Raw genomic sequence first — 24,797 nt, 5'->3', positions numbered from 1 at the left:
GAATAATGTGCAAACAGAAAGATTTTATAAAATGGTTGAACAAAATTTAAGTGTAACATGGGTTGTTACACTTAAATTTTGTTCAACCATTTTTATTATATCTTTGTATAAAAAACATAAAATTTGTATTGACACAATGTCAGAATAACGGTATATTATAGGTGATGACATTGTGTCAGAATAATAAAGACAAATCATATGATAAATATGAAAACGGTGAGGTGTGGCTTAGATATCTTGTTTAATACTTTCACTATTGACAATGAATTTACGATCATAAAGGAGGATATGACTATGTTAGGTAATTTTTCGTTTTGTAATCCCACGAAACTGTATTTTGGCGATGAATCGCTCAACTTTTTAAATACAGAACTTCCAAAATATGGGGAAAATGTTGTGCTGATCTACGGCGGAGGTTCTATCAAAAAGAATGGGATTTACGATGCTGTGATAAAAATCCTTGAGGAAAACGGAAAAAATGTAGCTGAAATCTCCCATGTTATGCCGAATCCTACGGTGGATAAGCTCTATGAGGGGGTGGATATAGCCAGAAAACATCATGCTGATTTTCTGCTCGCTGTAGGGGGAGGATCAGTATGTGACTATGCCAAGGCAGTTTCCGTTTCCGTGAATTGTGACGAGGATCCGTGGGAGAAATACTACCTGCGTTTTGAGGAACCCACTTGTGAAACAGTGCCGGTAGGATGTGTACTGACCATGGTGGGGACCGGCTCGGAAATGAATGCAGGTGCGGTCATTACAAATCCACACACGCATCAGAAGATCGGACATGTGTTTGCAGACGAAAAGATCATGCCGAAATTTGCTGTACTAAATCCAAAATATACATTAACATTGCCGCATTACCAGATGGTTTCAGGTGTTTATGATATTTTTAACCATATATGTGAGCAGTATTTTTCCGGGGAGGATGACAACACCAGTGACTATATCAGCGAGGGCTTAATGCGTTCAGTCATACATTCCAGCTGTGCTGCGAACAAGGATCCTCAAAATTATGAGGCGCGCAGTAATCTGATGTGGGCAGCCACCTGGGCGTTGAACACTTTGGTTTCCAAAGGAAAGTCCACGGATTGGATGGTTCATATGATCGGCCAGTCAGTGGGGGCTTATACTAATGCAACTCACGGTATGACGCTGGCAGCTGTTTCTCTGCCTTATTATCGGTATATTCTTCCTTACGGTGTAAAGAAATTTAAACGATTTGCCATGAATGTATGGAATGTGGATCCGGCAGGTAAGACAGATGAGCAAGTAGCCAGGGAGGGGCTGGATGCTATGGAAAATTGGATGAAGGAATTGGGTCTGGTCATGAATCTGAAAGAATTGGGAGCCACAGAAGATATGCTGGAAGGGATTGCTGACGGCACGATCATCATGCAGGGTGGATATAAAGTTCTGGAGCGCAATGAAATCGTTGAAATTTTAAAGGAGAGTTTGAAATGAGTTAAAAGATTGCCCTAAAGCGGACTGGAAGAAAGGCCAGCTGTTAAACGGCACTGGAGAGACATCCTCTGTTTACGCAGTGAAAGGCATTACGCTGTTTTGGTGTGCTTTTGTTTGACGTGGTGTTAGAAAGCGCCTATAATACATGTCATGAATGGCCAAAGCTCCCAATACCCGGGATGAGAACGGCCTGAAAGGAAGGAAAGAACAGCTATGCCAAAAGGTTCAGAAGAATTAACAAATGCAAGAAAAAAGGAAATTGTGAGCGCCTGCGCTTCTCTGTATGAGACTATGGGATTTAAGGATATTACAATCCGGGACATTGGTGCCAAAACCTCGTTCACCCGTACTTCGATTTATAATTATTTCCAGACAAAGGAGGAGATTTTTCTCGCTCTGCTTAAAGAGGAGCATGAGGCCTGGAGTGAGGATATGGAAGAACTTACCCTGCAGAATGTATCTCTGACTGTAGAAGAGTTTGCGGACAGAATGGCCCGCATATTAGAAAAAAGGAAGTGCATGCTGAAACTTATGTCAATGAACATCTATGACATGGAAGTCAACAGCCGTCTGGAAAACCTGGTCGACTTTAAAAAAGCCTATGCAAATGCTCTGCAAGTTGTCAGCTGCTGTCTGGAAAAATTTTTCCCAAACATGAATGAAGACAATATTCAGGAGTTTGTCTATGCCTTTTTCCCGTTTTTGTTCGGCGTTTATCCATATACTTCACATACGGATAAGCAATTGGAGGCTATGAAATTGGCCAACATAAATTATCCAGGCTATTCAATTTATGAAATCACAAGATCCTTTATTGCAAAAATGATGAAACCTTTTGAACAATAAAAGGAAGTTGTTCCCGCAACACAATTTTGTCTGCAAAAACATTGGATGATTTGTGGGATTAAATAGTGATCTCAAAGCATATAAGTGTGTTCTATATACAATGACATTTATATGCTTTTTGTAATATTGGGAAGGAAAAGGAATGTGAAGAAATTATAACCGTTTGTTGTTTTATAAGGAAATTTATGATGAAAAAAAGGAGGCATTATATATGAAACGAATACTCGCAGTGGTGCTGATTGCTGCTATGACTTTAGGGCTTTCAGCCTGTGCAGGTACAAAGTCTGCGGACAAGGCAGCGTCAGAAAAAAAGAACTCGATTTCATCTTCGGGGGAACAGAAGGGGAAAATAGAATCGGACAATTCCACGCCAAAGGAGACAGGAGACAATGCGCTTGTCGTGTATTTTTCCGCTACTGGAAATACACGAGCCGTAGCGGAAACACTGGCAAGATTACAGAGCGCGGATCTCAATGAGATTGTTCCAGAGCAGCCGTACACGGAAGAAGACCTGGATTATAATAATGATACCTGTCGTGCGAATCAGGAGCAGAATGACGATTCTGCACGCCCTGCTATTTCCGAAAATATTGAAAATATCAATGATTATGATGTGATTTATGTGGGCTTTCCAATCTGGTGGGGAACGCTCCCGAAAATTCTTTATACTTTTTTTGATACCTATGATTTGTCAGGAAAGACAATCGCACCGTTCTGTACAAGCGGAGGCAGCGGCATTTCCAGTGCAGTCGAGATAATTACTGAACTGGAGCCAGACGCGGTGATCACAGAAGGGTTGAGGACGGAGCCAGACAATGCAGAAGAAGATTTGACACAATGGTTGCAAACAATAGGGGTGACAGAATAATCAGCATGTATGCAAGGGGCAATGATTTATGAAAATTGTAGTTTTACAGGGAAGTCCAAATAAAAGGGGTTCGACAAATATTCTGGTTACAGAATTTATTCGAGGCGCGCAAGAATCAGGGCACAGCACGGAAAGATTTGATCTTGCAGATATGAATTTGAATCCGTGTACCGGATGTGTGGCATGCGGATATGAAGGCCCTTGTATCCAACAGGATGATAATGAGAAAATACGGACGGCAATTTTAAATGCGGACATGATTGTGTTTGCAACTCCGCTTTATTATTACGGTATGTCAGCACAGCTCAAAACAGCGGTTGACCGGTTTTGCGCCTATAACAGCAGCATTACCAGAAAACATATGAAGTCGGCACTGCTCACGGTTGCGTGGAATAATGATACCTGGACGTTTGACGCACTGGAAAGTCATTACCGGACATTGGTGCGGTATTTGGAACTGCAGGATCAGGGGATGGTGCTCGGAAGGGGATGCGGTACCCCGTCCATGACAAAGCATACCCAATATCCGAAAATGGCGTATGAGCTTGGAAAGAGACTTTGAATGAAATAAGGAGGAAAACGTGATGCAGTATAGAAAATTAGGGACATCTGATCTGAATGTTTCCCGCATTTGTATGGGGTGCATGGGATTTGGCGAGGCAGGAAACGGACAGCATACATGGACCATTGATGAGGAACATTCCCGAGAAATTATAAAACGCGGGCTGGAGCTTGGAGTCAATTTTTTTGATACAGCGATTGCCTATCAAAGCGGGACCAGTGAGCAGTATCTTGGCAGAGCGCTTAGGGACTATGCAAAGCGTGACGATGTAGTTGTGGCGACAAAATTTCTGCCACGCACGCAGGATGAAATTCAGTCAGGGATCACCGGGCAGCAGCATATTGAGCGGATGATAAATAAAAGCCTTGCGAATCTTGGCATGGATTATGTAGATTTATATATCTATCATATGTGGGATTACGAGACGCCGCTTTATGACATTATGGAGGGACTGAACAACGTGGTAAAGGCCGGTAAGGTTCGTTATATCGGCATTTCCAACTGCTTTGCTTACCAGCTTGCTAAGGCAAATGCACTGGCGGAAAAAGAAGGATTTACAAAATTTGTGTCCGTGCAGGGCCATTACAATCTGATTTTCAGGGAAGAAGAGCGGGAAATGGCAAAGCTCTGCCGGGAGGAAAATATTTCCATGACGCCGTACAGCGCGCTGGCAGGAGGCAGGCTTGCGAAACATCCCGGAGAAATCTCCAAGCGTTTGAGAGAGGATAGTTATGCAAGGCTGAAATATGACGCGACTTCCAAAGAGGACGGCGCCATTATCGAAAGGGTTGCAAAGCTGGCCAAGCAAATGGGTGTTTCCATGACGGAGATTTCTCTTGCATGGCTTTTGACAAAAGTGACTTCTCCTGTAGTGGGCGCAACGAAACTTCATCATATAGAAGGAGCGGCAAAAGCGACGCAACTGGAGTTATCGTCAGAAGAACTTTCTTATTTGGAGGAACTTTATGTTCCGCACAGGCTTGTAGGTGTTATGGCGCAGAATACACCGGATTCTGTAAAAGAGGAACATGTGTGGTCTGTTGGAGATCAAGAAATAGATGAAGGGCATTAATGAACGTATAATATGATATAATTATTATAGTGTGATGATTAGGAAATATGGAGTGCTTAATAATGCGAGGTAGAGGCATGCTTGAAAATTAATTGGGAATTCAGATTCAGAAGGATTGGATGTCAGGTTTCCGCTGAAGGAGGGAGAGGTGGAACGGCTGAGAGAGGAATTTTAAAATATTTTTATATTTTATAGCACCACTCCCTTCCAAATTCCAATTTATATTTGATTTAAATAAGTGGCATTACTATTGAACGGATAATTAATTGAATTACTATAATAGCAAGTATAATAGTTTTCGTTCTTTTTGATATGGAAAATGTTTTTACTTTTTTGTTTTCTAATAATTGACTTAAAAATCTCTTTACGGATTTACCCCCAATTTTATATATGATATATCCAATAAATACTCCTAAACCATTATTAATTATATCTGTTATATCACAAGAACTAAACTGCCTTGCCGAAACTAATTGGATTAATTCTATGCATATACTTACAATTAATCCACTGATAATTGTACTTTTAAAATTTTTTCTATATATAAATGGATACATAATACCAAAAGGCACCAGCATTAATATATTTAAAAGGATTTGTCTAATAAAATCTCCGTTTGAATTCAAATAATCTATATAGGGTACCAAATTAATATGAATTTGAGAAATATCCATATTGAAAAAAGGGATTGGTATTATTACGGGAATAATTGCAGTAACATACAATACACAGCACCCATAAATATATAAACAACTCTTTATAAATAATTCATACAAATTTCTATTCCATTTTGGAAAGAAAAATAAGAAATATATGATTATTGCTGCTATACAATCTAACAAAGTACATATACTAAAGAAATTCATTATCTCGGCTCACTTTCAAACTATGATAGTAGTTATGCACAATTATATCATGATACTCCAATGTCGTCATTTCTTTTTTACTTTTGAAATATCATGTTCTTTCACAACACAGAAAAAGACACTATATTTCAAGTGTCAATTTCCTATATCTCTGTATTTCTTAGTATAAGCCGTTATATAAGGCTTTTTCATTTGTTGTAATATCGTTGTAAATTCCTTAATATTTCATGATTATTAGGCCAATGGCCTGATTGATTTAAGGATTCCCCAGCGATACTGTCTGATCCTTTATTGTGGGTTTCCCAAACTTTGCAAAAAATCCAGTTGAGGCCATTCCTATCGCGCATACGATAAGTCCACTTGGAATCAGTATCCAGTATGCACTGTCAGAAAACCGATCGAATAAAGCCCCATAAACGATCTGGCCTACTGGCTGTGCGCACATGGAAAAAGTGAACACGCAGGACATGACTTTGCCCATCAGATGTTGCGGTGTACGTTCCTGTATGATAGAGATCGCATAGGTGGAGAAAAAGCTGCACCCCAGCTGGCAGGCGCAGAACATTAGAAGCAGGATCAGGTAACAGGTAAAGTCATCTACCGGAAGTAAAAAGGCAATGCCGCATGGGATCAGGCAGAACCCAAAAGATATCAATACGATGGAAAGGTGACGCAGGCGAAGATTTTTTGCAAACATTGCAACGCAAAGGCTGCCTAAAATAGACGCTACACCCATGAGACTTTCTGCAATACCATAGTGTCCGGCGGAAAGACCCAACACGGTCCGTACCAGATATGGAAATCCAACCACGGCTGTACCAGCCACAAACAGGCTCACCAGAGCGGCAAGAAGCAGCAGTTTCAAAATATCGGGCTGTTCCAGACGCAGAAAGTTTATACTGACAGAAAAATCTTCCTTTACAATTGCCCTGATTCCCATTTTGCGATCAGGCTTTTTATAATCCAGCCGGATAAAACATTCCAGCAGGGCAGTTACAAAGAAACAGGCCACTGAGGCGTAAAATACCGGCTGTATTCCAAATGCCGTATAGAACATGCTGCCAAGAAACGGTGTGATGAGCGTAGCAATGGACGCTACCTGATTCACAATAGCATTTCCTTTTAGGATGTTATCCCCGGACAGCATTTGAGGGATACAGGCCTGGACTGTGGGAGACTCAAAGGCTCCCAGCACAGACAGGATGATTAACAGCACGCCGATCACCAGAATATTTCCTCCAAAAAACATAGCAAAGCCGGCAATGAGCACAGACAGGCCGGACAGCGTATCCAGAGTTACCATGATATTGCGGCGATTTGCCCGGTCTGCCAGAATACCTCCAAAGGGAGAGAGAAAAATGGTGGGGAGCAGCGCCAGAGCCAAGAGCCCTGCAAAAACCGAAGCCGATCCGGTCTGCTCCAGTACGTACATGGACAGGGCAAATTTCAAGGTATAGTTGCCAAGCAGTGAACTGACCTGACCTAAAATCAAAAAGGTAAAATTACGAGTAAACAGTTTTGGAATGGTTTTTTCTTTCATTTGCATCTCCTTTCAATACCGGACAAAGGTATGTAAAAAATTAAATAAAAATACGGTATCAGATAAAATACCGTCCGAACGAATGTATATCTTTAAAATAAAATTGCCTTGCGGCAACTTTATTTATCATCTGGAATTTTGTCAAAGAATTCATCAACCAAAGCATAGATGGAATCGTCCATGATGGGTACGCCCATCTTCTCCAGCATATCTCCAAGAAAGTGAAACTTGTGTTTCATTTCCTCTTTGGTAGCCGGAAACACGTTTGGCAGCAGCCATAAACTGGTGAGCAGCGGCATCAACTCCGCAATTTCTCTTGCATATTTTGTATGCAAGGAGCCATCCTTGTTTCCCTCTTCCAACAATTCCAAATAATACGGGGTCAGAATACGCCGGTTGGACTCGATCATTTCTACAAGAAGTCTAGGATTTCTCGTCAGAGGGATAGATTGTATCGTCATGCTGGTGCGGGCCTCATCTGACTGATTCAGCCGAATTGCCTCACGTAGTTTTTCCAGGCCATTTAAATCGGAACGTTTGCGAACAGCCTCAAAAGGATTGTTTGCGGAAAACATCCGGTCGCCGACCGCATCCATAATCTCCTCTTTTGATTTGAAATGGTGGTAAACTGCCCCCTTTGACAATCCATCCAGTTCATTGACAATATCCTGAATGGTGGTATTGTCGTATCCTTTTTCCAAAAACAGGCGCTGAGATACATCCAATATCCGCTCCACTGTTACTTCTGGATATTTGTTTCTCGCCATTTGCTGTCCTCCTTTCACTAACATACATTCGGTATGTATTTATTGTAAGCAATGGAAGAGTATTTGTCAAGATACATTCGGTTGGTATTTTTTGTGAGAACGCTGCTGATTGAACAGCAACTCATATACGGATTTGAAAACTATAAAATTATGAGCGATCATTGCTCACCATAGGTTATCAATAAAATCCTCCAAAAGCCTTGAAAACAATTGTGGCAGTCAAAAAATAACTCCTTGCCTGCCACAATTTATTTTCTGAAAGCAGGAAAAACACTACAATAATTCTTTCTGATGTGTTCCTTTTTATAATGACTTTTGATAACGTATCATGCTATAATGCATTTAATTTACGATATTGCTATTACGTCAGCTGCTTTCTGGTTCAATTAGAACAAATAACTAATAAACAAAAGATTATATTAGTTCATATCTATGAAAGATTAAAGCCCGTTATAAAGGAGAAAAATAAATGAGCAATATTATTCAAATCAATCATCTTAGCAAGAGTTTTGGGAGCGTAAAAGCTGTTCAAGATTTAAGTTTCCGTGTTAAAGAGGGAGAGTTATTTGCCTTTCTTGGCATCAATGGAGCGGGGAAATCAACCACAATCAATATAATGTGCGGACAACTATCAAAAGACAGCGGTAGTGTTTTAATTGACGAACACGATTTAGATAAGGATATAGATTTTGTTAAGCGGGAACTTGGCGTAGTTTTTCAATCTTCTGTCCTAGATTCTGCACTTTCGGTTTACGATAATTTAGAAAGTCGCGCCGCTTTATATGGTATTACTGGAATAGAATTTAAGAAAAGACTTGCTGAACTTGCGAAAATACTTGATTTTGAGGATTTATTGAAACGTACAGTTGGTAAATTATCGGGAGGACAACGCCGAAGAATTGATATTGCAAGGGCTCTGTTTCATAAGCCCAAAATTCTTATTCTTGACGAGCCGACGACAGGACTTGACCCACAAACTCGTAGAACACTTTGGAATGTCATATCAAGTTTCCGTAAAAATGAAAATATGACCGTATTTCTAACTACGCATTATATGGAGGAAGCCGCAGAAGCCGACTATGTTGTAATTATAGATGATGGTAAAATATCTGCTGAAGGCACTCCGCTTGAACTAAAAAATATTTATACTGGAGATTACATTACAATCTACGGTGCAAATGAAGATACTATTAGAGAACTTGGTGTAGAATATGAGAAGATACGAAACGGTTATCGTCTTTCAGTTCGAAATACAAGGGAAGCAACTGATTTGATTATTCATAATCCTCAATTATTCAACGATTATGAAATAACAAAAGGAAAAATGGACGATGTTTTCCTTGAAGTTACAGGTAAAACATTGGTAGGAGGTGCGGAAAAATGAGTGCATCTTTTATGCTTATCAAAAGAAATATCAAACTGTTTTTCAAAGATAAAGGAATGTTTTTTACCTCTTTGGTAACACCTGCTATTTTGCTCGTACTTTATGCAACCTTTCTCGGAAATGAGTACCGTGATAGTTTTACATCTAATTTACCTGATACATTAAAACTTTCGGAAAGCATAGTAGAGGGAATGGTAGGCGGTCAGCTTATATCATCTATTCTAGCTGTTTCGTGTGTGACAGTTGCTTTTTGTTCAAACTTTTTAATGGTACAAGATAAAGCAAATGGTGCGATAAAAGATTTAAGAATATCTCCCGTAAAATCCACTACAATTTCGCTGAGTTATTATATAGCGACATTGATTTCAACGCTTGTCATTTGCTTTGTTGCAACGTGTATTTGTTTTGCTTATGTGGCGGTTATCGGTTGGTATATGTCACTTGCAGATGTATTTTTTTTGTTTACTGATATTTTACTCCTTGTTTTGTTTGGAACAGCCCTATCTTCGATAATTAACTTTTTCTTATCAACACAAGGACAAATTTCAGCAGTAGGCACAATTATCAGCGCAGGATATGGTTTCATTTGTGGTGCATATATGCCTATTTCATCATTTGGTGAAGGACTACAAAAGATAATCTCATTTTTGCCGGGCACTTATGGTACATCACTTATTCGAAATCATACAATGCAAGGTGTTCTTGCTGAAATGCAGAATCAGGGTATTCCAACAAGTGTTATTGAAAAACTAAAGGATTCCCTTGATTGTAATCTCTATTTTTTAGGGAATCCAGTAAGTACCTCAACGATGTATATGATACTGGGGATTACTATTGTTGTATTGATTGGCATTTATATTCTGTTAAACAAATCTAAAAAGTATAGCAATTAATGTGTTATGAGCAAATAAACGTCAATGGGAACTATGCACCGCCGTATGGATAACACCATAACGGCGGTGTTTCTGTGTCTATCGGCTATCTCTGTCAAAGGATTTTTTACGCTGTCTTTGCGCTGCTATTTATCGGCGGTTATTGATTTCCTGCTGGTCTGGCGTTCCCACTCGGCAAGGTAACGGTTGTACTGTTCCACAACGCTTTCCATTTCTCGGAAAGTCCGCATAAATGCCTGTACATCGGGATAACCGTCCTCTTTCAGAATATCGGGTAGCTTATCCAGCTTTGTAGAAATTTTCTTTTCTGTCTGCTGTATCTGTTCGGCAAGAGTCGTTCGCTCTTTGGCTTTGAAAATCCCTTTTGAGTCAGCAAGCTGCGTTTTTAATTTTTGAAGTACATCATCCTGCAAATACGGATTTGTTTACGATTTTAACGGGCTTTCTACTGTGTGTTCTCCTCCTAAACTTAAAGCAGCTATGGTAGAATAAGTATAGGATAGGACTCTGAGGAATTGTATGAAAGAAAAGGAAAATGTGATTTATGATGAAAGAAGCACAGACATTTTATGCGGATTACGCAAAGCCGGAAGGGTTATGTGATGAGGCATGGAAGGCGATTTATCAATATGTTTTTGCACTGGCCCACGGAGCGGGCAATTTGAAGAAAATGAGGGTATGGCTTGCTCAATAGCATATGGAAAAAATTTTTGAAGGAGTGTGTTCCGGCTTATTTGGAATCGTTGGTGCAAGCATCGTTCAATTTAAATCTGGTAAAAAGATTTCGGCTATACGAATTTCAATGCAGTCATAGAAACTGCTATACGAAAAAAATCCAATGAATGAATATATTGTTATAATATATGTTTTAGTGTTTGTGGTATATTTTGGTATCTATCTTTTCCTGGTAATTGTACCGTTGAAAAGGTTTCTTAAAACATCAGTTAGACATGTAGGATGAGTCAAGGGACAAACGGTTGCATGACTACTGGCTTTTGTCTATAATATTTATGTAATAATAAGTGTTTAGTCTTTGTTTTTTGTAATATACAACAGTAAGGTGATTAAATTTGAGTTTGTTTGAACGGATACCGGATCGATTTTTCAGTATTTTGACATCAATGAAAAAGGAGTTGTACGTGGAGGCACTTTTTGTTCTTAGGCAGGCTTTTAAGACGGAGCTGGTTATCCGAAGGGAAGACCTTGTCGCCATGCTGGTGGATTCGCTGGAAACCAGCATGTTGAACGCTGACTTCTCGGAAGAAGAGGAAGAGATGTGCGCTGCATCCGGAAGTGTCGAAGGACTTTCCGGAAAGGCGCATCTGCTGATTCGGAAACTTCGGGATACTGGATGGTTGGAGCTTGAATACGAGAGAGGCTCCTTTGATGAAAATATTACCATTCCGGACTATGCCATCGAAGTCATCAATCTTTTATATGATTTGTCCTCTGACAGAGTGAGAGAGTATAACAGTTATGTCTATGCGACTTATGCGGCACTCAAGAATTCCGCTGAAAATCATGAATTTCTTTATCAGGCATTATCTGCGGCTTATCAAAATACCGTGCGTCTGGTGGACGAACTGAAACTTTTGTTCAACAATATCAAGCGCTATTATCAGCGCATAGGGGATGGAATGGATGTAAATGAACTTTTATATGAACACTTTGATCGATATAAAGAGCAGATTGTCGACACAGTTTATTATCCATTGAAGACAATCGACTCGGTTCCTAGATTTAAATACTCCATTCTCTCCACGCTCAATGAATGGTTGCTGGATGAACGCATTCTTTCTGATATTGCAGATCAGGGTGTCTCAAGGCATGTATTTTCGGATACGGAGGAAGGACGAGATGAGGCGTTTCGCATGATTGGGTATGTGGCGGACACCTATGACAATATTGAGAGTATGATTGCGGATGTCGACAAAAAACATGTAGAGTATACGAATGCCACTATTGATAGGATCCGTTATCAGATGAATGCGGATCGGAGTGCCAAGGGGAAACTGGTTGCCATATTGCAACATTCTCATGAGGAGCAGATAATTAAGAATATGAGTATATCCCTGGAAGCGTATCGGCATTCCTATGTGGACATGCAATCCCTGTATAGTAGAGTAAAACGTACTACCAAGACCGAAGGGAAACCGCTGTCCCTGGAGAAAAAAGAAGAGAGCGCTTACCTTGTTGAGGGCTTTTTACAGGATGTTCGCAGGCAATACAGCGATCGGAAGATAGATGCCTATATGGAAAATTTATTTGGAGAAAATGGGGAATTTACCACAGAGGATGTGACCATGGAACAGCCAGAGAACTTTATTCTGTTTTTGCTAGGCACACTTCGCGGACGCGAGAAAGGTGCACCCTATTGGGTAGAATTTGAAGAAGGAAATATGGTTCGGCAAGGCTACAGCCTGCCGCGGGTAAGATTTTTGAAGAAGAAGGGGCGGGGAAATGATCGAAGAAAAACTTGAAAAGCTTAATATGACAGAGCAGGAGAATTTTAAGCGGATCGTAAATATGCTTTTGGCGCGCACCTATCTCCTGGAGGGGAACTATGATTTTGAGGATCACATGAACCGCACGAATCCAGATTATCTTTTTGTGGAGCGAAATTTCGAATTGTTCCGGGGATATCTTGAATTCGCCGGATTTCATCTGGAACGAGACAACAATTACGGCGTAATCTGGCTTTCCAGTGACTATGAGTCCAACCGTTATAAGTTTGATAAAGCCACGACGCTGATGGTCTATGTACTGCGGCTGATCTATGAGGAGGAGAGAGAAAAGCTCTCCCTCAACAGCGATATTTTTACTTGCACCGGAGATTTGGTTCATAAGATGATCTCATTAGGAATCATTAAAAGGAAACTGCCCAATAATACATTGCGAGATTCCTTGCGTATATTGCAGCGTTTCCGAGTTATAGAGAAAGTAGAGGGAGCATGGGAAGCAGCGGACACAAAGCTTTTGATACTGCCTACGATTCTTTTTGTTGTTACAAATGAACGAATCGGAAACATGTATCAATTGATCGATGAGGAGGACACAGGCGAGGATGAAGAAATTGAAGAGAATGCTGCTAATCCATTGGCATCATTATGACATAGAGCTGATAAAATTTGATATGATTAATTTTCTGACCGGTAAAACTGCGGCAGGAAAATCCACTATTATCGATGCTCTGCAGTTGGTATTGCTAGGTGATACAAATGGCAGCTTTTTTAATAAGGCGGCAAATGATAAGTCTTCCAGGACGCTCAAAAGTTACCTTTTTGGGGAAATGGGAGATGACGGAAATGCGGGATTCCGTTATCTGAGAAATGAGCGCTTTTCCAGTTATGTGGCGCTGGAGTTTGAAGACACAGAGAAGAAAAAGCTTTTTACGACAGGAATTGTCTGTGATTGCTACAGGGATCAAACTTATGACTATAAATGGTTTATGCTGCATTCGAATGGAATTCCGGAGAACTGTTTTGTAGATGAAACAACGAATACGCCCTTTGATATTGCAGGTCTGAAAACCTATTTTGCCCGTACTTATGGAAGAAAGAAAAGTAATTTCTATGAGTTCTATGATACCAACAAGCGTTATCAGGAAATGACGCTTGGGAAATTCGGGCAAATGAAGAATAAATATCGTATCCTGTTAAAAAAGGCAGTTCCCTTTTCGCCCATTTCCGACATTGAGAAATTCATTACAGAATCCATCTGCGATGTAAAAAACAATATCAATGTAGAGCAGATGCAAAGCGATATCCGTCAGTACAAGAATCTGGAGGAGGATGCAAGAAAAGCTGAGGAGAGGATCGGATATCTGCAGGAGATTCGTAAAATACATCAAAACTATGAGAGAGAAAAAGAAAGGTTCGTACAGCAAAGTTATATTGTGATCCGGGCAGAGCAGGAAGAGTATGAGGTGCAGGAGCATGAACTCAAGGAACAGGCAGAAGAAAAACGGATGCGTGTCGCTCAGCAGGAAGAAGAGATGGCTTTGCTGAAAGTGGAAACGAAAAAGCTGAAGGCAGAGTATGAAAAACTGGAAGAGGAATACAGAGGTTCCGATATTGTCCAAAGAGAGAAACGACTGAGGGAGAGTTTGGAGAAACTGGGAGAACAGATACAGATTCTGGAGCAGGGATTCCGGGAAGCATTCCAACAGTTACGCAGTTATGGAAACGTGTGGACACAGGCATTTGCCCGGACACGAAAGGTTGGATACGAGCCGGATAAGGAATATACAAAGATTGTGGAGTGCATGTGCAGTGCGACGGAGGAACAACTTGTGGATTTTCCTTTTCAGGAAACTGCTGAAAAACTTTCAAAGATTAAAAATGTGCTGAGTGAATATCGGATCGAACTAAAAAACAGAGCGGGGCAGATTCAAAAAGGCATAGAGGAACTGGAAGGGAAAATTAGGAATCTGAAAAAAGGGATTAAACCGTTTCCGCCGCAGGTAATGGCTTTAAAACGCCTTTTGGAGGAAGAACTTTTCGCAATGCAAAAAAAGACTGTGCAGGTGTCTGTGCTTGCAGATCTTCTTGAGATTCGTGATCCTGCATGGCGGGATGCCATTGAAGGATATCTGGACAGGCAGAAATTTTATCTTCTGGTGCCCGAAAAGTATTATAGGGATGCCCTGCGTATCTATGATCGGGAGAGAAAAGGGAATCCGATCTACGATGCAGGTCTTGTGGATATCGGAAAACTTCGGAAGAATTTCCGTAAAGGACCACTGACAGGCTCGCTTTCAGAGGAAATCGAGACAGAGGATGCGGATGCAAGGCTCTATGCAGATTATCTTTTGGGGAGTGTCATAAAATGTGAATGGGCAGAAGATCTGAACCATCATAAGACAGCCATCACGAAGAGTTGTATGCTCTATAAGGGGTATGTAAGCCGGAAACTGAATCCATCGCGTTATGCCACACCTTTTATTGGTCGACGCTCAATGGAGCTTATGCTTAAGCAGTATGAAAAAGAACTGGAGAAGCAGAAAAGACTGTATGTAGAAGTAAGCAATACGCATAGGGTAATAAAGGAGGCATCCGAGACCGCAGTATTAAGTGAATATGAGGCTTTGCAGCATAAAAAAGCAGCAGGTATGGGCGAAAAACTCACAGAACTTCGGGCGGAGCGCGCGCAGGTGCAGGCGGAATATGATTGCCTTGATTTTACTTATCTGGAACGGATGAATCAGGAGATAAAACGGTTGAAAAATGAGTGTGAAAACAAAGAAAGTACCCGACATCAATTAGATAAGAAAAATGAACGCCTGCAAACAGAATTGGAAGGAATAGAGAAGGAAAAGCTTCCGGAGATTATTTTAAAGATTACTGCAATACAAAACAAGATCAAAGAGCGGTTTGATGTGGACTGGCTAATAGCAAGCGGGGAACCACGCTTTCAGGAGGTACGAATGCAGTCGGGAGAATACACACATTCTCTTCGAGATCGTTACTATGCCAGCATGAAACAGACAGAGATGAAACGTGACAAGCTCCGAAAAGAGAGAACCCAGAAACGTTCTGCTTATAACAGCATATATAAAATGCCCTATGATATTGAACTTGAAGGTAATCAAAATTTTGACAGAGAGCTTGATGAACTGGAAAAAATCAGACTTCCGGAATATGTGGAGAAAATCCGGGATTCCAGACAGAAAGCTTACGACCAGTTTCGCGATGATTTCATAGCCAAGCTCAAGTCTAATATCGAGTCGGTTTCACAGCAGATTGACGAATTAAATGACTCGCTGAAAAAAAGCGTCTTTGGTACAGATCGGTATCGATTTGTGAAAAATCCAAGAACGGAATACCGCGGTTATTACGACATGATCATGGATCCGCTTTTGATGGATACCGGAGGATGGAACATCGCATCCCAAAATTTCAACGAGAAGTACCAAAAGGAGATTGACGAGCTGTTTCAGCTTTTGATCCTCAATGAGATAAATGTCAGTGCTGAGCGACGGGCAGAATACGAAAAAAGTATCAAAAAATTTACAGATTACAAGACATATCTGGTTTTTGATCTGGTTGTGACAGACGAGAAGGGAGAAGAGCAGCGGCTGTCAAAAACGCTTTCAAAGAAGTCTGGCGGTGAGACACAGATTCCGTTTTATATTGCGCTGCTGGCATCCTTCTCGCAGGTGTGCAGGATTCGCAATAAAAATCAGAACAATACGTTGCGAGTGATTATTTTGGATGAAGCTTTCAGCAAGATGGACGGTGAACGAATCAGGGAAAGCATTCGGTTGCTGCGTCGTTTTGAACTGCAGGCTATTTTCTCTGCTCCGCCGGAGAAGATTCCGGATATTGCTCCGCTTGTGGACCGCAACATTGCTGTTTATAAGGACAACAGGCATTCCTTTACCCGCTATTTTGATCCTAAGGAGATTTCAGATGAAGATGAATTATGAGAGGAAGATTCTTGAAAGATTGATCGGAAAATATGAAAAAAGCAAAGCGTATATAACTGGACATTCGTCCAGAAGAATTGCACTTACAGTTTCAGAAGAAAACTGGCTTCAAAGCGGTATGGAGAATCCTGAGGAGAAGAAACTTTTTTTCGCTACGCTTGTGGAACTTAAGAAACAGGAGCTTGTAGATTACTCTTGGGTGAAATTTGAGGAGGGCAATTTGGTTGATAAGATCTGGCTTATCCAAGATGAGAATAGGATAAGAGAGGGGTATCGACGGATTGAGCGCACTCCGACAAAGGAAACGGCGGCTGAACTTTTGGCCTTGATCGAAAAATATGCGGGGAAACTGTCCCCGGGAACGCAGCTTTTGGTTTTCCTGGAAACGTGTATAGAGGAAATAAAGAACAGGAAGAAATGTTCTTCCTACTTTTCAGAGGACAGGATTCTAAATGAAGATATTTTAAAATGTCTGGTCCATATGGAGAAAAATGAAAATGAGCAGATGGAGCGTCTCATGAGTCAGGCGCTCTATGGAGACAGCAAACGTTTTGAACAGGATGTAAAGTCGAAAGTATTATCGATTCTGAAAGAGGCGAAAAGGCAAATAGGAGAAGATATCCCAGAGGATGATGAACTCCTAAGAGAGAAGGGAGTCGTGCGCTGGCCGGAGATTCTGGAGTTTACCGGGAAATTGAAGGTACACCTGGAAGATGGCTGCAATATTGATTATACTGCGGAAAAATATGGAGCATATATCAATTCAGAGACGGTTTTGCATATATCCTGGGTAGAAACGGAACAGATAGACAGAGTTCTTTTTATTGAGAACAAGGCAAACTATGTCTGGTATATATCTCACGAGAAGACAGAAGAAGAATTGGTGATTTTCCATGGTGGCTGTTACAGCCCAATCAAGGGCAAGTGGTTTAGGAAAATTTTGCAAGGATTGGAATGTCAGCCAAGGAAACCGGAATATTATCATTGGGGGGATATTGATGTAGGCGGATTCCGTATCTTTCAGAGGCTTCGGGAAAATATCGTCTCGGAACTGAAACCGTACCGAATGGATACGCAGTGTCTTGAGCAGTATCATGATGATACTATGAAGATTACATCGCTTTCTTATCTTAAGGCATTGGAAAAGCTGTCCAGGGATTCGAATTATGCTTGTTTTCACCAGGTAATAGCTAAAATGCTGGAAGAAAAGATTCGGCTGGAACAGGAGGCCATGATTTTAAAATGATAGAATTTACAGATAACAAATCAAATGAAATTGATTTGACAGCTGTTTTTTTTGCTTTCGGTTCCTAAGTTTGAGGATGAGATTCATTTTAAATCTCTCTTTTCCGGGAATTATTAAACAATTATCACCTGTGGACGCTCGTTTTTTACTTCTTTTTAAGAAACAGTCTACTTTTCCAATAGCAGAATTGACAGAGAGGGATTTGAATGGTGGGATTAAATTAGAGCGAAGGAAGAATGTCTCTTATCGGAAACTACATTAAATCTCAAACAGCTGGTAAAAGCGGTGTGAATAACCGGATTTACCAGTCTTTTTATGTGATTCTAGAAGAAAAAATGCAAAAAAGACCTGGAAAAGTGAGCTTGTCAACAGATCCTCTTTGGGATACTCTACTTCGCCATTTTTTTAGGCCACAACCCTGACAGGTCATCTCCCATCGATTTTGTTCAACTCTAACTTATCTATCAACCAAAACCTGTACTTCATAATTCCATTGCAAAATACCAGATACAACAATAAGTTGTACCGTAAATGTCGGCTCTACGCCATATTTTGTTTGAGCTATGTGTATTAACTCGCGCAGCATTTGTTCTCTGTTTTCTTCCGAGCAGTTGGCGCACAGGTATTTTCCTTTTGGCAATACCTTTAATCCGTCTATATCTGCATAACGAATACAGACAGCAAAGAGCCTTGTTATTCCATTTTCGGTGTATATGCCAGCTAAATCCTCAAAGGAAAATTGCTCTTTTAAGGCAGGAGTAACTTTATCGTAGAAATGGCCGAGATAATTCCAAAGATTATCAAGCGTTGGCTTTTCTAAGGTGTCTGATAGCAAAATAACACGCTCTGGATAATCTTTGAGAAAAGTACCATTGAACTTTTGCTGTGTCTGCAGTTTTCTTTCATAGTCTGCTTTTGCCAACTGGATTTTTGATTTACTGTACTGGAGTGCTGATATTTTTTCATCAGCCTTTTTTTCTGCTTGCGCTAAAAAGTCGATAATTTTTTCAAGATCGTCATATTCTAAAACCTTTTTTATTTCCTGTAAAGGCAAGTCCATAAGCTGCAAAGCCCGTACTGTATTCAACCGAACAATGTCCTGCTCAGTATAATAGCGATAATTGGTCCATTCGTCTTTTTTGCTTGGTTTCACCAATCCGATACGGTCATAATGCCGCAGCGTTTCGCTCGTTGTTTGGACAGCTTTTGCAGCTTCTCCGACTGAAAGATATTTCTTCATTTTTATTTTCTCCTATTGACCTTTGTGTAACACAAAAGTTTATAATTCATTTTCGCATAGGATATTGCAAAAATCAATAGATAGATCAATGCTGTTTAGGAGGAATGGCTGCATGATAGAACTCAAACAAGTAACAAAGCAGTACGGGCAGGCGACCGTACTAAAAAACATTACCCTTTCTGTTGACGAACCGGGGATATATTGTTTGCTTGGCAGAAATGGCGCAGATAAAACAACGCTTCTCAAATCGATTGCCGGGTATCAAAACATTACAAACGGCAGTATTAAAGTTGACGGTAAGACAATAGCAACATCCACTTTGGATACAGGCGTCAGCTATATCGAAAACTTTGCAAGGCATTTTAATCTTCCGGTGCGGAAACTGCTGCGGATTGCTTCCGAAGTAAACCCAGACTATGATTATGATTTTGCTTCGGAGATGATGGAGCGTTTTGAATTGGATGGAAAAAAGAAGTTTAAGCATCTTTCTCTTGGCATGAAAACGATGGTTTCAACGATTATCTGTTTGGCAAGTAATAAAGAGGTCATTCTTTTAGACGAACCTGTTCTCGGCTTTGACGCAATTATGCGCGTGGAGTTTTACAATATGCTGACAGAGAGTTTTCAGAAACATCCGCGAATTATTATCGTATCCACCCACATCATTGAGGAAATCGCAAAGACAATTCAAAAGCTGATCATTATTGATAAAGGAAACATCCGTTTCTTTGATACATTACAATCGGTTGAAACAAAAGCATTTCGTATCAGCGGACTTCAAAAAGATGTGGAGACTGCGACCCGAAATTTAAATATTATCGGTCAGGATACTGTTGGAGGTCTTGTGACAAGTTATATCTTCGACAACCCGCCAAAACAGACTGCTTCATTGGAAATTCGCCCACTGTCTTTGCAGGATTTCTTTATTCAAATGGTGGGACATAAGGGAGGTGTAAAAAGATGACAGCTATTTTTGCGATCGTAAAACGCTTGCTTGCAAGCAATAAGATCAGTTTCATCATTACGGCTCTTGTGGCACTTTGTGCCACATCTTCCGGCAATGTTGTTTTAAGCAATGGAAATTATACTTGGCTGCTTGCAGTCTTGACCCCATTCTTTTTTGTATTTTATGATTTCACAAAGTTAATGCATTTGGGAGCGAGCAAGAAAGATTACTTTTCCGGCTGTCTAATCAGCTATGGGTTCCTGGCGTTTTGCATTTCCCTTGTCAACACAGTCATACATCTAGTGATTGACCCTGTATATTCAGCGCAGACAGTCATCAATTTGATGAACGTGTGTAAATGGACGGAAAACGGGATCATCGCTGCCGGATTACAGCAAATGTTCTTTTTACTGCTTGTTATGATTTTTCTTCATGTGCTGTTATCCATGCAGACACATTGGTACGGGTGGCTGACTGACGCGGTATTAGTTGCAATTATTTGCGTTTTTACACCGATTGCACCATTACGCGCTGTCTTGGCTGGATTTTTTCAGATTATCATGCTTAACAGGAATGCTGTCCTGCACATTTGTATTTGTCTGTTATTAAGTGCCGCATTATCTCTCGGAGGGCTTGTGGTCTTAAAAAGAAAAACTTTATAGACAGGGAGGATAATCATGATTTGCATCAAATCAGTTGACGCTCAAAATATAATAAAAAAAATAATTTCCCTTGCATTGTGTCTTGTGTTGGGCAGTTTTGTTTTAGCGGGGTGCTCGGACAATAGCGGACCATTTGAGGAAAAAAGCTATACGCCGGATGCACAGATCAAAGAAATCAATCTGGATGTACGGGACAGAGAAGTTGAAGTGTCTCTGTCCGAGGACGAACAAGTCCATATTAAATATTATGAAAATAGTAAAGAATTTTACGATATTTCAGTTTCTGACCAAAGTGTGTTGACTATGACAAGCGCAAGCAATAAAGATTGGACAGATTATATTGGAGGAAAACCGTCTGCTGAAAATCGGAAAATATCGCTGCAGATACCGGACGCACTTTTAGAAAACCTTACACTATCCACAGCAAACGAGGATATAACACTTCCATCAATGGCTGTAACCGGAAGTATAAATATTTCTTCTAATGGAGGAAATATTATGTTTGGAAACTTAGATGTGGGAGACGTCCTAAGGCTAACTGTTAAAAACGGAGATATTTCGGGAACGGTTAAAGGAAGTTATGATGATTTTGCCATTCAATCAGAGATCAAAAAAGGTGAGAGTACTTTGCCGGACAATAAAGCTGGCGGAGAAAAAACGCTGAATGTGTCCGGCAATAACGGTGATGTCAATATTGAGTTTGTAAACGAGTAAGTGTATTTCAAAAAACTGTTGTTTTGCGGGTTTGGGACACTTATAAACGGCGGTTGTGAAAGAATTGATTTCTACCGCCGTTTTTTTGCCTGCAACACCTCTTCAAAGTTGCTCGGAAATTTCCGTATTTTGAAGGAAACTAAATTCCTTTTCTCTGCCAAAAGTAGTTGCTATATCTTTGGTTTAGAGTGATGAATGTCATGAGTCTGATAATTTATTATGAAGATTCAGCGCCATAAACACAGTTACAATAACTGAAAGAATATCCGCAATTGGTTGAGCATATAGTATTCCATTTATTCCTAAGATTTCGGGAAGAAGCACAATAACAGGAACAAAACAGATTCCCTGTCGGCAGGCACCAAGAATAAAGCCCGCTGTTCCTTTCCCCAGAGCTAGAAACAGAGACGAATAGACAGTATAGAAACCAAACAGGAAAAATGAAAATCCATTCACCGCAAGAGATTTCTGCCCAATTAAAATCATTTCTTCATTCCCATTTGCAAATTGTGAGATGATCTGTTCGGAGAATAAAATCATTAACAACCCCACAATGATACAAAAAACAGTTGACCATAGAATGGAAATTTTAATGGATTGACGTAGCCTTTTGAAATTTTTTGCTCCGTAACTAAAACCGGCAACCGGTTGAAAACCTTTTAAAAAGCCAAAAACAACTAATGTTCCCATAGAAGTGATTCTTGTTACAGCCCCCATTCCGGCAATGACAGCGTCACCATATCCATTTGCGGCACGGTTAATGAGTGCGATAGAGAGACTGGTAAGTAGTTGGAAAGTTAAAGTGGGAATACCTATTTTTAAAATTTCCGTAAATATCTGTCTTGTCGGAGAAAAAGCTTTTGGGCTAAATGTGAAAGCGCTTTTTTTTCGTAGAATATAAGACAGGTAAACAAGAGTGGAAATAAATTGTGAAATTGCAGTAGCAATTGCTGCTCCGGCTACTCCCATATGAAAGGTATAGATGAAAAGAGGATCTAAGCCTATATTCATAATAGCTCCTAAAAGTAACGCACTCATAGTTGTTTTAGCTGCCCCTTCACTTGCTGCAATGTTATTCATTGTGACATTAAATACATTGAAAATGCACGAAAGGATATAAATTCGGGCATAGGTTAATGCATATGGCATGATTGTTTCTGTCGCACCAAGCAGAAGTAAAATAGGTTTGAGAAAAATGACTGTAAAAATAATTAAAATTGCTCCAATCAAGATACTGCTGTAAAGAGCCGTACTGGCTACCTTATCAGCGGTATTTTTGTCTTTGCAGCCTAATAATCGGGAGAGATAGGAAGCCGCTCCATTTCCAAACATCAATCCAAGTCCGACAACCACCTGTCCTAAAGGAAATACAATGGAAATTGCACCCATGGGACGTTCTCCTAAACCTCCAACAAAATATGCATCTACCAGATTATATAGTGCATTGATTAACATACCTATCATAATAGGTATGCCAAGCGAGACAAGTGCTTTGGGTATAGGTGCACTTCCAAGTAGTTTTAATTTGTTGTTCTGTTCATTCATGTTCAATCATTGCTCCTTTCATAAAAACTATATTTTATAGTGATATAAATTATAGTATATCACCAGGAAATACTACTATACTTTATAGTATGTGTCAAGAAAAAATGAAGGAGTATTCCTTGACAATAGATAGAAAGTAAAATACTATAATTTATAGCATTTGAAATTGTTATGGAAAACAGAAAGGTGGGAAAGAATGGCAACGATTGATTTGATTGTGTTAGGGATATTGAAGAAAAAGTCTATGAGTGCCTACGAGATTCAAAAATTGGTTGAATATCGCAATATATCTAAGTGGGTAAAAATCAGTACACCTTCGATTTATAAAAAAACATTACAATTAGAAAAGAAGGGGTTTATTAAAGGAACAATCGTCAAAGAAGGGAAAATGCCTGAAAAGGCAGTGTATTCTTTAACAGATGCAGGGGAACAAGAATTTGAAAAGCTGATGCTGGAAATTGCGACTAAGCCTATTCATATTTTTTTGGACTTTAATGCAGTCATTGTCAATTTGGACAGCCTCCCTTTAGAAAAGCAAAGGCTGTGCATACGAAACATAGAAGAGAATATAAAAGAACTGAAGAGTTATTTGGAGCAGAATATACGAGAAAAGGAAAACATACCAGAAATTCCTGCAACGGGTATGGCTGTTTTACAGCAGCAATTTGTTTTGGTTGAAACAATAGAAAAATGGATTGATTCGATCAAATAAAATATTCAATATTACGACCTGATTTACAGCTTTTACAGATTGTCCCGGTATGATAATTATTTTACGGAGGAGGCAATAAAGAATGCCAGCTATAATAGTAATATGGTTCTGCGTGGCTTTACAATTGATCAAAAGCCTTTGAAAGATCACATGAAGGTGGTCGGACATAAAGAAGTTTTTTATTTTGTACGGGATTTGGTAAAGGAGTAGGTGCCATTATCAGAAAGTGTGATAAAACAGATTCATTATTTGGTGATGCTGAAAAAATAAAGATGTAGAGTTTGAAGGAATAAAATATTTGTTTCAGTGAATGATTAAATTTTACTATCACAGTTCGAGGAGGAGCGAGTATGGAATATAAAATTGTTTCAAAAGAAACGTTTAATTTTGTTGGAGTCAGCAAGCGTATATCACTGCAATTTGAAGGTGTAAATAATGAAATTGTAGAATTAGCGCAGGGAATAACAGAAGAACAATGGAAAGAAATGCATGAACTTCAAAATATGGAACCGCGTGAAGTAGTGAATGTTTCTTACGATTCGGATACCGATTTTCTTGAAGAAAAGGGACAACTGACACATTTAGTTGGCGTTTTAACCACACGCGAGGATATAAGCAATCAACTAGACAAAGTTTCCGTTCCTGCGCTTACATGGGCTGTATTTCCAAATGAAGGACCATTTCCTTTTACATTACAAGATACCATGGCCAGAATTTATTCAGAATGGTTTTTGACTTCTGAGTATGAGTTGGCATTTTCGTTTTCATTCTCCTTTACAAAAATGGATGAGCACAAAGAAAATTATGCATATAGTGAAGTTTGGATTCCAGTCAAACTCAGAAAATAATACAAAATAATAAAATAAAGTGAATGGATTCTTTTCATTCAATCGTATTATAGATGAAACCGAATATGTCTATTGCAAATAATAGCAATTTGGTAAATAGTCAAGAGTTATTTTAAAAAGATTTTCATACAAAAGGGTAACCTTAATAGACCTACGACGTATTTTTCAAAAAAGGCGTAAGTTAGGAATTCG

At 39.7% G+C, this 24,797-nt stretch carries 23 protein-coding genes and 1 pseudogene; 18 read left to right on the top strand and 6 right to left on the bottom strand.

The window, feature by feature from the left end; translation table 11 throughout:
• Nucleotides 1-294: 294 nt before the first annotated feature.
• The 5 genes from B5F18_RS10885 (at nt 295) to B5F18_RS10865 (ending at nt 4,815) form a co-directional block, all read left to right on the top strand.
• Nucleotides 295-1,467, top strand: a complete 1,173-nt coding sequence (locus tag B5F18_RS10885; RefSeq protein ID WP_087157688.1) for an iron-containing alcohol dehydrogenase — start codon at nt 295-297, stop codon at nt 1,465-1,467.
• A 213-nt stretch (nt 1,468-1,680) separates the two neighbouring features.
• Complete coding sequence (locus B5F18_RS10880; RefSeq protein WP_087157687.1) at nt 1,681-2,313, top strand: TetR family transcriptional regulator; 633 nt, start codon at nt 1,681-1,683, stop codon at nt 2,311-2,313.
• 211 nt (nt 2,314-2,524) lie between these two features.
• On the top strand, nt 2,525-3,181 hold the full coding sequence (locus tag B5F18_RS10875; protein WP_087157686.1) for a flavodoxin: 657 nt from the start codon (nt 2,525-2,527) through the stop codon (nt 3,179-3,181).
• Nucleotides 3,182-3,209: 28 nt separating this feature from the next.
• A complete protein-coding gene (locus B5F18_RS10870) occupies nt 3,210-3,743 on the top strand; it encodes a flavodoxin family protein (protein WP_087157685.1) in 534 nt (177 codons plus the stop codon).
• 22 nt (nt 3,744-3,765) lie between these two features.
• The gene (locus B5F18_RS10865) at nt 3,766-4,815 is read left to right on the top strand and encodes an aldo/keto reductase (protein WP_087157684.1); all 1,050 of its coding nucleotides are present in this window, start codon (nt 3,766-3,768) and stop codon (nt 4,813-4,815) included.
• Between the two features lie 230 nt (nt 4,816-5,045).
• On the opposite strand, the gene B5F18_RS10860 is transcribed toward B5F18_RS10865, so the two are convergent.
• The 3 genes from B5F18_RS10860 to B5F18_RS10850 form a co-directional block, all read right to left on the bottom strand.
• Nucleotides 5,046-5,681 (bottom strand): VanZ family protein, encoded by a 636-nt coding sequence (locus B5F18_RS10860; protein WP_087157683.1) that lies wholly within the window; start codon nt 5,679-5,681, stop codon nt 5,046-5,048.
• 256 nt (nt 5,682-5,937) lie between these two features.
• On the bottom strand, nt 5,938-7,221 hold the full coding sequence (locus B5F18_RS10855; protein ID WP_087157682.1) for an MFS transporter: 1,284 nt from the start codon (nt 7,219-7,221) through the stop codon (nt 5,938-5,940).
• Nucleotides 7,222-7,340: 119 nt separating this feature from the next.
• A complete protein-coding gene (locus B5F18_RS10850; protein ID WP_087157681.1) occupies nt 7,341-7,988 on the bottom strand; it encodes a TetR/AcrR family transcriptional regulator in 648 nt (215 codons plus the stop codon).
• Between the two features lie 469 nt (nt 7,989-8,457).
• Here B5F18_RS10850 and B5F18_RS10845 point away from each other — a divergent pair, with 469 nt between their 5' ends.
• Together B5F18_RS10845 and B5F18_RS10840 are read left to right on the top strand one after the other, a co-directional pair.
• Nucleotides 8,458-9,372 carry an ABC transporter ATP-binding protein gene (locus B5F18_RS10845; RefSeq protein WP_087157680.1) on the top strand — a complete coding sequence of 305 codons (915 nt, stop codon included), beginning with the start codon at nt 8,458-8,460 and terminating at the stop codon, nt 9,370-9,372.
• Complete coding sequence (locus tag B5F18_RS10840; RefSeq protein WP_242955854.1) at nt 9,369-10,265, top strand: ABC transporter permease; 897 nt, start codon at nt 9,369-9,371, stop codon at nt 10,263-10,265. Before B5F18_RS10845 ends, B5F18_RS10840 begins: the two co-directional genes overlap by 4 nt.
• 125 nt (nt 10,266-10,390) lie before the next feature.
• Here B5F18_RS10840 and B5F18_RS10835 read toward each other — a convergent pair whose 3' ends face one another.
• The gene (locus tag B5F18_RS10835) at nt 10,391-10,678 is read right to left on the bottom strand and encodes a hypothetical protein (RefSeq protein WP_242955853.1); all 288 of its coding nucleotides are present in this window, start codon (nt 10,676-10,678) and stop codon (nt 10,391-10,393) included.
• Nucleotides 10,679-10,809: 131 nt separating this feature from the next.
• Here B5F18_RS10835 and B5F18_RS10830 point away from each other — a divergent pair.
• The 6 genes and pseudogenes from B5F18_RS10830 to B5F18_RS13085 all read left to right on the top strand — a co-directional run.
• Nucleotides 10,810-10,959, top strand: a pseudogene (locus tag B5F18_RS10830) (TIGR04076 family protein); the annotation flags it as partial.
• Between the two features lie 376 nt (nt 10,960-11,335).
• Nucleotides 11,336-12,745, top strand: coding sequence for a Wadjet anti-phage system protein JetA family protein (locus B5F18_RS10825; RefSeq protein WP_143468411.1), 1,410 nt, complete (start codon nt 11,336-11,338; stop codon nt 12,743-12,745).
• Nucleotides 12,726-13,376 carry a DUF4194 domain-containing protein gene (locus tag B5F18_RS10820; RefSeq protein WP_087157678.1) on the top strand — a complete coding sequence of 217 codons (651 nt, stop codon included), beginning with the start codon at nt 12,726-12,728 and terminating at the stop codon, nt 13,374-13,376. The genes B5F18_RS10825 and B5F18_RS10820 overlap by 20 nt, the downstream gene beginning before the upstream one ends.
• The gene (locus B5F18_RS10815; RefSeq protein WP_162607584.1) at nt 13,330-16,692 is read left to right on the top strand and encodes an ATP-binding protein; all 3,363 of its coding nucleotides are present in this window, start codon (nt 13,330-13,332) and stop codon (nt 16,690-16,692) included. Before B5F18_RS10820 ends, B5F18_RS10815 begins: the two co-directional genes overlap by 47 nt.
• A complete protein-coding gene (locus tag B5F18_RS10810) occupies nt 16,676-17,938 on the top strand; it encodes a Wadjet anti-phage system protein JetD domain-containing protein (protein ID WP_162607583.1) in 1,263 nt (420 codons plus the stop codon). The genes B5F18_RS10815 and B5F18_RS10810 overlap by 17 nt, the downstream gene beginning before the upstream one ends.
• Before the next feature lie 76 nt (nt 17,939-18,014).
• Nucleotides 18,015-18,200, top strand: coding sequence for an Abi-alpha family protein (locus B5F18_RS13085; protein ID WP_442911374.1), 186 nt, complete (start codon nt 18,015-18,017; stop codon nt 18,198-18,200).
• 195 nt (nt 18,201-18,395) lie between these two features.
• Here the strand turns inward: B5F18_RS13085 and B5F18_RS10805 are convergent, their stop codons facing one another.
• Entirely contained in the window at nt 18,396-19,178 is a 783-nt protein-coding gene (locus tag B5F18_RS10805) for a MerR family transcriptional regulator (protein ID WP_087157675.1), read from the bottom strand.
• Nucleotides 19,179-19,290: 112 nt separating this feature from the next.
• On the opposite strand from B5F18_RS10805, the gene B5F18_RS10800 reads away from it, so the two are divergent.
• Genes B5F18_RS10800 through B5F18_RS10790 form a run of 3 tightly spaced genes read left to right on the top strand, consistent with a single transcriptional unit; the run spans nt 19,291 to nt 21,500 of the window.
• Nucleotides 19,291-20,142 carry an ATP-binding cassette domain-containing protein gene (locus B5F18_RS10800; RefSeq protein ID WP_162607582.1) on the top strand — a complete coding sequence of 284 codons (852 nt, stop codon included), beginning with the start codon at nt 19,291-19,293 and terminating at the stop codon, nt 20,140-20,142.
• Entirely contained in the window at nt 20,139-20,786 is a 648-nt protein-coding gene (locus B5F18_RS10795; protein ID WP_087157673.1) for a hypothetical protein, read from the top strand. The genes B5F18_RS10800 and B5F18_RS10795 overlap by 4 nt, the downstream gene beginning before the upstream one ends.
• 15 nt (nt 20,787-20,801) lie before the next feature.
• The gene (locus B5F18_RS10790) at nt 20,802-21,500 is read left to right on the top strand and encodes a DUF4097 family beta strand repeat-containing protein (RefSeq protein ID WP_087157672.1); all 699 of its coding nucleotides are present in this window, start codon (nt 20,802-20,804) and stop codon (nt 21,498-21,500) included.
• A 198-nt stretch (nt 21,501-21,698) separates the two neighbouring features.
• Here the strand turns inward: B5F18_RS10790 and B5F18_RS10785 are convergent, their stop codons facing one another.
• Nucleotides 21,699-23,045, bottom strand: a complete 1,347-nt coding sequence (locus B5F18_RS10785) for an MATE family efflux transporter (RefSeq protein WP_087157671.1) — start codon at nt 23,043-23,045, stop codon at nt 21,699-21,701.
• A 196-nt stretch (nt 23,046-23,241) separates the two neighbouring features.
• On the opposite strand from B5F18_RS10785, the gene B5F18_RS10780 reads away from it, so the two are divergent.
• On the top strand, nt 23,242-23,757 hold the full coding sequence (locus tag B5F18_RS10780; RefSeq protein ID WP_087157670.1) for a PadR family transcriptional regulator: 516 nt from the start codon (nt 23,242-23,244) through the stop codon (nt 23,755-23,757).
• Between the two features lie 350 nt (nt 23,758-24,107).
• Nucleotides 24,108-24,605, top strand: coding sequence for a GyrI-like domain-containing protein (locus tag B5F18_RS10775; protein ID WP_087157669.1), 498 nt, complete (start codon nt 24,108-24,110; stop codon nt 24,603-24,605).
• The last annotated feature ends 192 nt before the right edge of the window (nt 24,606-24,797 follow it).

Source organism: Lachnoclostridium sp. An181 (assembly GCF_002160325.1).
Taxonomy (GTDB): domain Bacteria; phylum Bacillota; class Clostridia; order Lachnospirales; family Lachnospiraceae; genus An181.
This window is presented reverse-complemented; position numbering and strand designations above follow the sequence as displayed.

Bases quoted from the DNA above. Each gene is read 5' to 3' on its own strand.
- B5F18_RS10885 (WP_087157688.1), top strand. From the start codon at position 295: ATGTTAGGTAATTTTTCGTTTTGTAATCCCACGAAACTGTATTTTGGC.
- B5F18_RS10880 (WP_087157687.1), top strand. From the start codon at position 1,681: ATGCCAAAAGGTTCAGAAGAATTAACAAATGCAAGAAAAAAGGAAATT.
- B5F18_RS10875 (WP_087157686.1), top strand. From the start codon at position 2,525: ATGAAACGAATACTCGCAGTGGTGCTGATTGCTGCTATGACTTTAGGG.
- B5F18_RS10870 (WP_087157685.1), top strand. From the start codon at position 3,210: ATGAAAATTGTAGTTTTACAGGGAAGTCCAAATAAAAGGGGTTCGACA.
- B5F18_RS10865 (WP_087157684.1), top strand. From the start codon at position 3,766: ATGCAGTATAGAAAATTAGGGACATCTGATCTGAATGTTTCCCGCATT.
- B5F18_RS10860 (WP_087157683.1), bottom strand. From the start codon at position 5,681: ATGAATTTCTTTAGTATATGTACTTTGTTAGATTGTATAGCAGCAATA.
- B5F18_RS10855 (WP_087157682.1), bottom strand. From the start codon at position 7,221: ATGAAAGAAAAAACCATTCCAAAACTGTTTACTCGTAATTTTACCTTT.
- B5F18_RS10850 (WP_087157681.1), bottom strand. From the start codon at position 7,988: ATGGCGAGAAACAAATATCCAGAAGTAACAGTGGAGCGGATATTGGAT.
- B5F18_RS10845 (WP_087157680.1), top strand. From the start codon at position 8,458: ATGAGCAATATTATTCAAATCAATCATCTTAGCAAGAGTTTTGGGAGC.
- B5F18_RS10840 (WP_242955854.1), top strand. From the start codon at position 9,369: ATGAGTGCATCTTTTATGCTTATCAAAAGAAATATCAAACTGTTTTTC.
- B5F18_RS10820 (WP_087157678.1), top strand. From the start codon at position 12,726: ATGATCGAAGAAAAACTTGAAAAGCTTAATATGACAGAGCAGGAGAAT.
- B5F18_RS10815 (WP_162607584.1), top strand. From the start codon at position 13,330: ATGAAGAAATTGAAGAGAATGCTGCTAATCCATTGGCATCATTATGAC.
- B5F18_RS10810 (WP_162607583.1), top strand. From the start codon at position 16,676: ATGAAGATGAATTATGAGAGGAAGATTCTTGAAAGATTGATCGGAAAA.
- B5F18_RS13085 (WP_442911374.1), top strand. From the start codon at position 18,015: ATGAGATTCATTTTAAATCTCTCTTTTCCGGGAATTATTAAACAATTA.
- B5F18_RS10805 (WP_087157675.1), bottom strand. From the start codon at position 19,178: ATGAAGAAATATCTTTCAGTCGGAGAAGCTGCAAAAGCTGTCCAAACA.
- B5F18_RS10800 (WP_162607582.1), top strand. From the start codon at position 19,291: ATGATAGAACTCAAACAAGTAACAAAGCAGTACGGGCAGGCGACCGTA.
- B5F18_RS10795 (WP_087157673.1), top strand. From the start codon at position 20,139: ATGACAGCTATTTTTGCGATCGTAAAACGCTTGCTTGCAAGCAATAAG.
- B5F18_RS10790 (WP_087157672.1), top strand. From the start codon at position 20,802: ATGATTTGCATCAAATCAGTTGACGCTCAAAATATAATAAAAAAAATA.
- B5F18_RS10785 (WP_087157671.1), bottom strand. From the start codon at position 23,045: ATGAATGAACAGAACAACAAATTAAAACTACTTGGAAGTGCACCTATA.
- B5F18_RS10780 (WP_087157670.1), top strand. From the start codon at position 23,242: ATGGCAACGATTGATTTGATTGTGTTAGGGATATTGAAGAAAAAGTCT.
- B5F18_RS10775 (WP_087157669.1), top strand. From the start codon at position 24,108: ATGGAATATAAAATTGTTTCAAAAGAAACGTTTAATTTTGTTGGAGTC.